The organism is Variovorax sp. 350MFTsu5.1 (genome assembly GCF_048302515.1).
GTDB classification, from domain to species: domain Bacteria; phylum Pseudomonadota; class Gammaproteobacteria; order Burkholderiales; family Burkholderiaceae_C; genus Variovorax; species Variovorax guangxiensis.
Map to the genome: position 1 here is coordinate 5759494 of NZ_CP157620.1, position 11027 is coordinate 5770520.

Annotated in this window: 11 protein-coding genes; 8 read left to right on the top strand and 3 right to left on the bottom strand. The window is 66.7% G+C overall.

Annotated features, from left to right (window positions below):
• Positions 1-102: 102 nt before the first annotated feature.
• The 3 genes from ABL843_RS26370 to ABL843_RS26380 form a co-directional block, all read right to left on the bottom strand.
• Entirely contained in the window at positions 103-1110 is a 1008-nt protein-coding gene (locus tag ABL843_RS26370; RefSeq protein WP_126023548.1) for a hydroxyquinol 1,2-dioxygenase, read from the bottom strand.
• Between the two features lie 139 nt (positions 1111-1249).
• On the bottom strand, positions 1250-1774 hold the full coding sequence (locus ABL843_RS26375) for a hydroxyquinol 1,2-dioxygenase (RefSeq protein ID WP_126023549.1): 525 nt from the start codon (positions 1772-1774) through the stop codon (positions 1250-1252).
• Positions 1775-2028: 254 nt separating this feature from the next.
• Positions 2029-2991 carry a LysR family transcriptional regulator gene (locus ABL843_RS26380; protein WP_126023550.1) on the bottom strand — a complete coding sequence of 321 codons (963 nt, stop codon included), beginning with the start codon at positions 2989-2991 and terminating at the stop codon, positions 2029-2031.
• A 159-nt stretch (positions 2992-3150) separates the two neighbouring features.
• Here ABL843_RS26380 and ABL843_RS26385 point away from each other — a divergent pair, with 159 nt between their 5' ends.
• The 8 genes from ABL843_RS26385 to ABL843_RS26420 all read left to right on the top strand — a co-directional run bounded on the left by ABL843_RS26385 (position 3151) and on the right by ABL843_RS26420 (position 11026).
• Entirely contained in the window at positions 3151-4245 is a 1095-nt protein-coding gene (locus ABL843_RS26385; RefSeq protein WP_418117869.1) for a tetratricopeptide repeat protein, read from the top strand.
• A complete protein-coding gene (locus tag ABL843_RS26390) occupies positions 4212-5741 on the top strand; it encodes a L,D-transpeptidase family protein (RefSeq protein ID WP_184640766.1) in 1530 nt (509 codons plus the stop codon). Before ABL843_RS26385 ends, ABL843_RS26390 begins: the two co-directional genes overlap by 34 nt.
• A 424-nt stretch (positions 5742-6165) precedes the next feature.
• Positions 6166-6351, top strand: coding sequence for a Flp family type IVb pilin (locus ABL843_RS26395; RefSeq protein WP_369660829.1), 186 nt, complete (start codon positions 6166-6168; stop codon positions 6349-6351).
• 94 nt (positions 6352-6445) lie between these two features.
• Positions 6446-6616: a Flp family type IVb pilin gene (locus ABL843_RS26400; RefSeq protein WP_369660828.1), complete on the top strand. Its 171-nt coding sequence runs from the start codon at positions 6446-6448 to the stop codon at positions 6614-6616.
• Positions 6617-6656: 40 nt separating this feature from the next.
• Positions 6657-7151 (top strand): A24 family peptidase, encoded by a 495-nt coding sequence (locus ABL843_RS26405; protein WP_418117871.1) that lies wholly within the window; start codon positions 6657-6659, stop codon positions 7149-7151.
• An 81-nt stretch (positions 7152-7232) separates the two neighbouring features.
• Positions 7233-8228: a Flp pilus assembly protein CpaB gene (gene cpaB, locus ABL843_RS26410; protein ID WP_418117872.1), complete on the top strand. Its 996-nt coding sequence runs from the start codon at positions 7233-7235 to the stop codon at positions 8226-8228.
• Between the two features lie 49 nt (positions 8229-8277).
• Complete coding sequence (locus ABL843_RS26415) at positions 8278-9696, top strand: type II and III secretion system protein family protein (RefSeq protein WP_418117873.1); 1419 nt, start codon at positions 8278-8280, stop codon at positions 9694-9696.
• A gap of 46 nt (positions 9697-9742) precedes the next feature.
• Positions 9743-11026: an AAA family ATPase gene (locus ABL843_RS26420; protein WP_126023557.1), complete on the top strand. Its 1284-nt coding sequence runs from the start codon at positions 9743-9745 to the stop codon at positions 11024-11026.
• The last annotated feature ends 1 nt before the right edge of the window (position 11027 follow it).

Sequence of the window (11027 nt, forward strand, 5' to 3'; positions counted from 1 at the left end):
TCCTCCCTCTCCCCTTGGGGAGAGGGTCGGGGTGAGGGGGCGTTCAGGGCGCAGCGGCGACCCTCACCCCAGCCCTCTCCCGCTCGCGGGAGAGGGGGCCATTCAGAACTGGACCGGAATCTCCGGCGACTCGCCCTTCTGGATCTCGTAGACCAGGCTGGGCGAGCCGTTCTCCCACACCAGCAGCATCGAGCGCTTGGGACTGAAGCCCTGGTGGCGGCAGTAGGCGGGCATGGCGGCCATGTCGCCGGCCTTCATGATCACGCGGGCCATGGGCCTGCCGGTGTTCTTGTCGCCGCAGTCCCAGTGGATCTCGTCGGTCATCTGGAAGAACCACTCGACGCGGTCGTTGCCGTGGATGATCGGCAGGATGTGTTCCTCGGTGGTCGGGCACATGTAGCTGTGCTTCACCACCGAGGTGAAGCTCGGGTTCCAGGTGACCTGCGAGCGGCTCAGGAAGCCGAAGAGATTGAAGGCGTGCACCTCGTTCTCGAAGCCGGGCTCGGGGTGCAGCTCGGGCTGGCCCTGCGGCACGTCGGCAAAAGCGCGGTTGACCGGCGCGCCGCGCTCGTCGCTGCGCAGGTCGAGGTCGCCCTTCAGGCCCACGCAGCGCTTGGCCAGCTCGCGCGCCCTGGTGATCTTGGCGGTGTTGTTGCCGTTCTTGCGGCCGTAGGGCGAGCCGGTTTCCTGCGGCGCGGCGAAGGGGTCGAAGCTCTCGTTGGTCCAGTCGTCGAGCATGGCCTCGAAGGTGGCGCGGATCTGCGCGGTCGGGAAGTTCTCCAGCAGGTCGATGCCCGCTTCCTTCATGGTGCCGTTGAAGCTGCCGGCGTACAGGTCGACCGACTCGTAGTGGTTGACGGTGCCGAACACGTCGTCGAAGTTGACCCAGCCGTAGAAGAAGCCCCAGGCCACGTCGCGCATCAGCGCGCGCAGGTAGCTGCCGGCGTCCATGGTGTGGCTCATGGGGCGGCCGTCGCGGGTCTTCCAGCCGATGTGCACGAAATACTCGTCGCGGCGGAAGCTGAAGCTGCCGAGAGAGAAGTCCTTGTAGCCGAGCGTGGCGTCGGGCTGCGACGCGATCACCTTGGCGAGTTCTGCGGGTGCGTTCATGGTGTTTTCCTTGTCTGGTCTGAACAGGTGGCCTGCATCCTTCGTGGAACACCGCGGAACCGGCTTTGCCGGGCCGCAGGTGTTGCCCCCGGTAGGGGGTTGGCGTAGCGACACGAAGTGCGCGAAGCCTGGGGGCGAGTCAATGTGCTTGGCAGATGTCGGCCCACTTCTCCACGGAGAGATCGCCCTTGCAGCTCTGCAGCACGATCACGCCCGGCTCGCCGGCATTGCGGAACTGGTAGGCGGTGTTCTTCGGCAGCAGCCCCTGGTGGCCGCGCGAGAGCTTCATCCAGCCCATCTTCTTTCCCCTGGGCTCGCCCTTCACTAGCACGGCGCCGTTCTTGTCCTTGTCGGCCACCGCCTGGCTCTCGTCGAGTTGCACCAGGTGCACCTCGACGTCGCCGTCCATCACCAGCGCGAACTCGTCGTGCGCGCAGGTGTACCAGGGCGAGGCGCCTTCGGCGCGCAGCGTCTCCAGCACGTAGATCTGGTTCTGGCCGAACACGACCTTCTCGTACGGCTTGCTGAGGCTCGCGATCTCGAAGCAGTTGGAAAAGGCGTAGTGACGCACGTCGTCGTCGATGGGTTCGACGTGGCCCTTCTCGAAGTGCTTGAGGGATCCGAAGCGGGTCTTGTAGGTGGCGGTGGATTTGGCGGCTGTCATGGCTTGTCTCCTTGGGTGAGCGAACTCTAGGAGCCATGCGGCGGCACCGGTAGGGACCAGTTTGGAAGAGGATTATTCGGAGCTTCCGAATAATCGCTGGGGTTTACCCCGGTTCGGCCTGCTCACCAAGAGCGAGTCATAGGACTTGTTCGCGAGACGCCGCGGAACCGGCTTCGCCGGGCCGCTGGCGTCGCCCCCGGCGAGGGGGTTGGCGCAGCGACACGAAGTGCGCGAAGCCTGGGGGAGTACCTAGGTCATCCGCTGGTGCGGCTGAACTCGATGAGCTCCGACGGGATGAGGCCACGCTCGATCAACGTCGCATCCCACGGAGGAACGCGCGTGAACCGGGTGGCGATGTGCTCGATGAAAAGGCGCAGCTTCAGCGCATTGCGCGAGGTGCCGGCATACACCGCGCTCAGCGAGAACGACGACAGCTGGTGCTCGGCCAGCACCACGCTGAGTTCGCCGCGCGCGATGGCGTCACCCGCCACCAGCGTGGGCAGGCAGACGATGCCCGCATGCTCCAGCGCATATTCGCGCAGCAGGTGCACGCTGTTGGTCAGAAGCGCCGCGGCGAGGTAGATGGTGGTCTGCTCGCCGCCGTGGTGGAAGGTCCAGCGGTCGCGCGTGGGGTAGCCCGAATAGAGGCCCAGCTTGTGCCGGTGCAGTTCGCGCGGCGTGGCCGGCGTGCCGTGTGCCTTCAGGTACGCCGGCGTGGCGCACAGCACCCGCCGCACAGGGAAGAGCGGCCTGGCCACCAACTCCTGCGAGGCCGCGGGAAAGATCTGCAGCGCGCAGTCGACGCCCGCCTTCACCGGGTCGGCCACCGCGTCGCTCACGATCAGTTCCAGGTGGATGTCGGGGTAGGTCGACTGGAACTCGCGCAGCAGCGAGGCGAAGCGTCCCAGCACCATGCCGGTCAGCGCATGCACGCGCAGCGTGCCAGAGGGCGTACCGCGCGCATCGCGCATCTGGTCGACGATGCTGTCGGCGCGGGCCACCAGCTCGGTGCAGTCGCGCAGGAAGGCCTGGCCCATGTCGCTGAGCCGCACCACGCGCGTGCTGCGATGGAAGAGCGGCGCGCCGAGGAACTCCTCGAGTTGCTTGACCCGCGTGGTGACGACCGAATTGGCCACCCGCAGCTGCCTTGCGGCTTCGGCGAAGCTCTGGGTCTGCGCGACACGAACGAAAGTTTCAATGCTTTGGAGGCGGTCCACGGCGGCACTGTACTGCGGGGCCGCCCGGCGCGGGGGCTTCGGGCGGCGTTGCGGGCAAGCCTAAAGGCCGCGAAAGCCCCGTCATCCCTGTATCGGGGGGTTACCCGCCCCACTTACAATCCCTGCCGCATCACCCACCCCTACGAGGTCTTGTCCGCAATGCCCAAGAGCCCCAGGCCACGCGCCCGTTTCAGCTTCTCCCCCACCGTGCGCGCCCTGCTCCTGGCCGCGGCCACCTGTGGCGCCGCCCTTCCGGCGCTGGCCGCCATCGAGCATGAGGAAGTCGACAAGCTCATGCAGGCCGGCAAGCTCGACGAGGCCATGGCGAAGGCCGAGGCCTTCCTGAAGGACAAGCCGCGTGATCCGCAGATGCGCTTCCTCAAGGGCGTGATCCAGCTCGACACCGGCAAGCGCAACGAAGCCATCGCCGCCTTCACGCAACTCACGCTCGACGCGCCCGAACTGCCCGAGCCGTACAACAACCTCGCGGTGATCTACGCGAGCCAGAACCAGTTCGACAAGGCCCGCGCCGCGCTGGAAAGCGCGATCCGCACCAACCCCAGCTACGCCACCGCCCAGGAGAACCTCGGCGACGTGTACGCGCGGCTCGCGAGCCAGGCCTACAGCAAGGCGCTGCAGCTCGACCAGAACAACACGGCCGTGCAGCCCAAGCTGGCGGTGATCCGCACGCTCTTCACGCCGACGCCGCCCGGCGCCAAGCCGACCGCGCTGATTGCCGCCGCGCCCGCGCCGGCCCCGGTTGCAAAGGCAGCGCCTGCGCCGGCTCCGGCACCTGTCGCTCCGCCGCCGCCCGCCAAGGTCGCGGCCGCTCCCGCACCGGTGGCCGCCGCACCCAAGGCACCGGAAGCTGCACCGGCTCCCGCGCCCGCCCCGGCACCGGCTGCCAGCGCGACCGCCAATGCCGAAGTCGAATCGGCCGTGCGCGCCTGGGCCTCGGCCTGGGCCAGCCAGGACATGGACCGCTACCTTGCGGCATATGGCCCCGACTTCACGCCCGCCGGCGGCCAGAGCCGCAAGAACTGGGAAGAAGACCGCCGCGCGCGCATCGTCGGCAAGTCGAGCATCAGCGTGAACATCGAGAACCTCGCGATCAAGGTCGACGGCCAGAACGCGACGGCCAGGTTCCGCCAGATCTACCGCGCGGACAACCTCAATGTTTCGAGCCGCAAGACGCTGGAGATGCAGCGCTCGGGCAATCAATGGCACATTCGCAAGGAAAGCGTCGGCGGCTAGTGGCAGACATCGTCCGGCAGGGCCGGCTTCAGCATCCCCCTTTTCGTCTGCGCAGCGGGCAGCAACTGCTCGCGGCGCTTGCCGCCGTTTCCGCACTGATGTTCGCGGCGCCCGGTGCCGCGCTGGCTTCGAACGCCGCCGGCAAGACGGCCAAGACAAGCGGCAGCGTCCACAAGGAAAAAACCAGGGCGAAGGGCCCGGCTGCCAATGCACGGTCCACGGCGCGTGCCGGTGCGGCCGGACGCCCCTCTTCCGCCAAGGAAGCGAAGGAAGCCCGCAGCGCCAAAAGCAGGAAGGCCGGTACCGCCGTTGTTGCAGCGGCCGCGACTTCGGCGACCGCCGCCAGGACCACGCGCAAGCCTGCACCCGCAGGCGCCATCCAGGAAGCCAGCAACGCCGAAGCCCGCCTGATCGCGGTCTACGAAATGTTCGGCCGCGGCCAGACCCGCCCCGCGCTGGCCAAGGCGCGCGACCTGGTGCGCGACTATCCGAACTTCCAGCTCGCGCAGCTCGTCTACGGCGACCTGCTCGCGGCGCAGCTGCCGCCGTCGAACTCGCTGCCCGACACCGCCAGCATCGCGAAGATGCGCGGCAACCCGGCCATGGCCGAACTGCACGAGGAATCGAAGCGCCGCCTGCAGGCCCTGCGCGACCGCCCGCCGGCCAACACCGTGCCCTCGCAGTTCCTGGCGCTGTCCACCCGCAGCCGCTACGCCATCGCCGTGGACGCATCGCGCTCGCGGCTGTACTTGTTCGAGAACTCGGACAAGGGCCTGAAGCTCACGGCCGACTACTACATCTCCGTCGGCAAGGCCGGCACCGACAAGGTCACCGAAGGCGATGCGCGCACGCCGCTGGGCGTGTACTACATCACCAGCAGCCTCGATCCGAAGTCGCTGAAGGACTTTTACGGCGCGGGTGCCCTGCCCATCAACTACCCCAACCCGTACGACGTGCGGCGCGGCAAGACCGGCGGCGGCATCTGGCTGCACGGCACGCCGCCGCAGCAGTTCGCCCGGGCGCCGCTGGCGAGCGACGGCTGCGTGGTCATGGCAAACCCCGACCTCAGGCAGCTATTGCGAAAAGTGCAAATCGGCGCCACCCCGGTGGTGACCGCACGCAGCCTGCAATGGATTTCGCAACCGCAGGCAGAAAAAGAATCCCAGTCAATTACAAGTGCTATCAACGGCTGGAAAGACGCCCGCGCCAGCGGAAATGAAGCGCAATTGAAGAAATTCTATTTGCCCGATTTCCAGCGCAGCAGCAAGAAATCCAATGAGGGAATTTCAGTCGTCGACGACGAAGTGAAATATGCGCAGGGCAAGCGCGTCCAGCTCAAGGACATGTCGTACCTTCACTGGAAGGACGGCGACGACACCATGGTCGTTACCTTCGGCGAAGTGTTCGAAGGCGAGAAGAGCGGACGTTCCCGTCGCCAGTACTGGTTACGCCAGGGTACCGACTGGAAGCTCTTCCACGAAGAAATCCTGGGCTGAAACCCGGCCCGAAACCCTCCCGCCGAAGGGGCGACCCCCTCAAACTCGTGACTTTTTGCTCACGAGTTGGGCCTTTTTTGACCGTTACATCTGGGACTTCGGACCCCATGCTACGTAACGCGTAACGGGTTTGTTCCCGTAACACCCCCGCTCCGAGCGTTCCCCGAGGCGTTACGCCGCATCCCCCCTTCATGGGAGGCGCCATGTGGCCTACAGAGGGAAAAATTCGTTTCCTAATCGTTAACCAGCTGACCAGCCCACTCCTGGCTCGGGCTGGCAAGAGGCTGGCCGCTATCCTGCTTTACCTCTTTCGGCTAGCACACTCTGACGAAAGTCTTGCGGGTTTGCCTTGTTGATACACGGAGTTACGCTGTATAACATCCACCTCGCAAGCCTTTGTTAACACTTCCTGAAAGGGGAAATCATGCTTAGCTCAATAAAGCGCTTTTTGCAGGATGAGGAAGGCGCGACCGCAATTGAATATGGAATTATTGCGGGCCTAATTTCTATTGCGATCGTGGGTGTGCTTTCCGGAAGCGATGGCCTCGGCACCAAGCTTTCGAACGTCTTCACCACGATAACGACCAAGCTGGCTGCAATTACGGCTTAGCCAGCAAGTTCGTTCCCCCGCCGTTTCCGTTGAATTTCGAGATCCTGTTTCGAAACTTCTCACTCTTGTTCTTCCCTACCTGAAAGGTCGCATCATGCTTAACTCCATCACCCGTTTCCTCCGCGACGAAGAAGGCGCGACCGCCATCGAATACGGGATCATTGCAGGGCTCATCTCTATCGCCATCGTGGGCGTGCTCTCGGGCGATTCGGGCCTGGGCAAGAAGCTCTCGACAGTCTTCAGCACCATCGCCGGCAAGCTCTGAGTCACATCAACCAGTGATGCGCTTGGCGTGTTTGCTGTGGTTGCTGTTCGTCGTCGTATATGACCTGCGTCAGCGCCGCGTCCCCAACTGGCTCGTGCTTGCCGGCGCCGTACTGGCACTGGCCGCACTGGGCCTCGGGATGCAGCCCTTCGGCCTCGAATGGACCACAGCACTCACGGGCGCAGCCGTCGGCTTCGGCTGCTTGCTGCTCATCTACGCCGCCGGCTACATGGGAGCCGGAGACGTGAAATTCGCAGGCGCGCTCGGACTCTGGGTCGGCCTTTTCGCGTTGCTGCCGATCTGGGTCGGCGCCAGCCTGTTGGCCGGACTCCACAGCGCCGCATGGCTCGCGCTGCAACGCTGGCCTTTCTCTCCCCGCCTCGCTTTGATGCTGCAGGGCCCGGCATCGCCGGTTTCTTCTTCCGCCATCGACAGCGACGGCAGCGCGCCGCCGAAGCGCAGGCGCATCGTTCCTTACGCGGCTTATCTCGCGATGGCCACAGCGGTCTGGATGGTCTGGGGGCGACAGAGCTAGCAGTCATCTGCCTCTGTCACTGCGGGTCATCCATCTCTCTCTTCCCATGATCGCTTGCCCCCACTCTTTCATCCGCCGCCCATGATCAACATCACGAAAATCATCGCCGCCGTCCTCGTGCTCCTGGCCATCGCACTGGGGGGCTATGCGTGGATGCTGAGCCGGCAGGCCCCCGCTCCCGCCGTCGCGGCGGCAGGTCCGGCCGCCGAACCGGTCAAGGCCAAGGAAGTGCTGGTCTATCCGGTGGTGGTGGCGGCCAAGCCGCTGCCCGCGGGCGAGGCGATTCCCGCCGATGCGCTGCGCGTGGAGCGCCTCACGATCAACCCGACCGGCGCCTTCCAGGACGTGAATGTCGCCGTCGGCCGCGTGCCGGTGCTGGACCTCGCCGAAGGCACGCCCGTGATGGAGAACCAGCTCGTGTCCGGCTTGGCGATGCGCATCGGCGAAGGCGAGCGCGCCGTCGCGATCAAGGCGGACGAAGTCATGGGCGTCGGCAACAAGATCCAGCCGGGCGATTTCGTCGACGTGTTCATCACGCTGAAATCCGACGGCAAGGACGTGGACCGCAGCCAGGCGCGCCTCCTGCTGGCGCGCAAGCGTGTGCTGGCCTTCGGCAATGCGTCGGTCGACGGCCTGCCGTCGAAGTCGCCGGACAAGGCCGCGCAGCAGGCACAGCGCAACGACAACGCCCGCACCGCGGTGCTCGCAGTGCCGATCGACGAAGTGAACCGGCTGACCATCGGCGACGCCAGCGGCCGCCTGATGCTCGCGCTGCGCAATCCGGCGGACAAGTCGGAGCCCGATCCCAGGCTCTTCGCGGAACTGCCGACGGCGCTGCAGCCGACGCAGCCCAAGGCCGGCGATACGCGTCGCGGACCACTGGAAGGACTGGACCTCGCACAGGCCGGCCTGACCACCGCCGACCTCGTCACCGGCGGCAAGGGCCCCACCGTCCGTCCGCTGGCCACGGAGGCCCGCGCCGTCGCCAGCACTCCGCGTGCGGCACGTACGACGCGCAGCGGCGGACTCCAGGTCGAGGTCATCCGCGGCGATCGCAGCGAAACCGTGAACTACTGAGCCGATACCGGCCAGCCGCCACCAGACACAGGTCACCCAGGAAAATCAAATGCATCACATGCCCCGCGAGTCGTCGACCCGTGCAGCTCGCAGTCACAGGGAGTCCCGCAATGCCGCGCCGAGGCTGCTGCGCTCGTCGCTGATCGCCGCGCTCGCGATGTCGCAGGCCGCCTGGCCGTTCACAGCGACTGCCGCCGATGCGCAAGGAACAGGAACGCGGCCGGAATTCCAGCCGCAGCGCTCGCTGGCATTGCCCGTCGGCACGCAGCGCGAACTGCTGGTCGCCAAGGGCATCGACCGCATGGCCATCGGCGACGAGGCCGTCGCGGCCGTCACCATCACCCGCCAGTCGCAGAACTCGCCGGCCGCGCGGCTGATCGTCACGGGCAAGGGCGTCGGGCGCACCACGCTGATGGTCTGGGAAAAGGGCAGCACCGCCGCGACCACCTACGCGATCGAAGTGCGGCGCGCCGTGGCCACGGTCACGGGCACCACGGACAACATGGCCTCGCACCAGGCGCAGCGCACCAACGCTCTCGCCAGCCTGCCGCCGGGCGCAGAGAAGACCGACCTCGTCGACCGCTCCGTGGTCAACGTACGCAGCAGCACGGTGCAGGTCGAGGTGAAGGTAGTGGAGTTCAACCGCAGCGTGCTCAAGCAGGCGGGCCTGAACATCTTCAGCACCCGCACGAACTCGCACGGCTTCAGCTTCGGCGTCTTCGCCCCGTCGTCGCTCAACAAGAGCACTTACGCCAGCGACGGAAGCATCACGACCGAATTCACCAATCCTCTGACGCAGGCCTTCGATCTTCTTTTCAATTTCAGCAAGGCCGGCATCGGCGCCAACGTCGGCTTCCTCGAAGGCAACGGCATGGCCCGCGTGCTCGCCGAGCCCACGCTGGTGGCGCTGTCGGGCCAGAGCGCGAGCTTCCTGGCCGGCGGCGAACTGCCGGTGCCCGTGCCGCAGGGCCTGGGCACCACGAGCATCGAATACAAGCCCTTCGGCATCGGCCTCACGCTGACGCCCACAGTGCTGTCGAACGAGCGCATCGTGCTCAAGGTGGCGCCTGAAGCCAGCGACCTCGACTACACCAACTCGCTGAGCATCAACGGCGTCGCGGTGCCCGCGATCACCACGCGCCGCGCCGACACCACGGTGGAGCTGGGCGACGGCGAGAGCTTCATCATCGGTGGCCTCGTCAGCCGCACCACCACCTCCAACGCCGACAAGGTGCCCCTGCTGGGCGACCTGCCGATCCTCGGCACCTTCTTCAGCAAGAACAACTACCAGATGAAGGAGAAGGAGCTGGTGATCCTGGTCACCCCGCACCTGGTCAAGCCCATCGCGCGCGGCACCGACCTCACGCCCTACCTGCCCGGCACCGCCGAGCAGCGCGACGGCGCGGTGTGGCGCTCGTACTTCCTGGGCGGCGCGATCGACACGCCCGTGCCCGGCTTCTCCCGCTGACCGACCCGACATCGATGACCCGGAACATGCATCGCAGGCTGGCACCATGAACGCACCACGCGACAGCATCCCAGAAACAGGCAGCGAGACCTATCTTTTCGCGTCGAGCAATGGCGGCCACATCACCTGGCTGACCGACGCGCTCGGCACCCTCGGCTCCGTGGTGGTCCTGCCGCCGGACACGAAGTCGATCGACGAACGCATCGCCCTGCTGGGGCCGGTGGCGGTCTTCATCGACTTCTCGCCCGACCAGGGCGCCACCGCGAGCCAGCTCCACCAGCGCCTGAAGCGCGACTGGCCCACTCTGCCGGTGCTGGCCACCGGTGTCTCCGCCGAGCCCGCCGCCATGCTCTCGGCGCTGCGCGCGGGCGTGGACGACTTCATCGACATGGCCGCGCCGCCTACCGACGCCGTGGTCACGCTGCGCACATTGCTCGAGCGGCGCAGCACGCTCCAGGGCGGCACGCGCGGCAGCACGCTCGCACTGCTGGGCGCGCGCGCGGGCCTCGGCGTGACCACGCTGGCCACCAGCCTGTCTCTCGCGCTGAACGACCAGCTCACGCAGGCGCCGCAGCGCCCGCCGGGCCGCAGTTCGCGCCACGGCGTGGCCCTGCTCGACCTGGGCCTGCCCGCGCGCGACGGCCTGCTCTACCTCGACACGCAAAGCGGCTTCAGCTTCGTCGACGGCGTGCGCAACCTGCGCCGGCTCGACCAGACGCTGCTGCACACCGCGCTCGCGCACCACACCAGCGGGGTGGCCATCCTGCCGCTGCCCGCGAGCCTGGCGCAGGTACGCGAGATCTCGCACGCCGACTCGGTCTCGCTGATCAAGCGCCTGGCCGACTTCTTCGACTTCCAGATCGCCGACCTCGGCGGCTTCTCGACCATCGACTTCATGGCCCAGACCGTGCGTGAGGCGCAGCAGGCGTGGGTGGTGTGCGACCAGAGCATCGGCGGCATCGTTTCCACGGCCAACATGCTCAAGGAGCTGCGCGCGCGCGGCGTCGAAACCGAGCGCCTGTCGCTGGTGGTGAACAAGTTCGACAGCCACGTCGGCCTGTCGGCCAAGGACATCGCCGAGCGGCTCGAGCTGCCGCTGCGGCATGTGCTGCCCGCGCGCAGCGCCCAGCTGCTCGCTGCCGCCAGCCGCGGCGAGATGCTGGTGCGCACCGCGCGCAACGACCCCTATTCGCAGGCCGTGACGGGACTCGCCCGCAGCCTGCACCAGGAATACATGTCTGCCTCGGGCCAACCCCCGGCCAAGGATCCACGCTGGGTTGCGCTCATGTCGCAGGTCACCGGCCTCTGGAAGAGTTCACACGAAGGTTGAG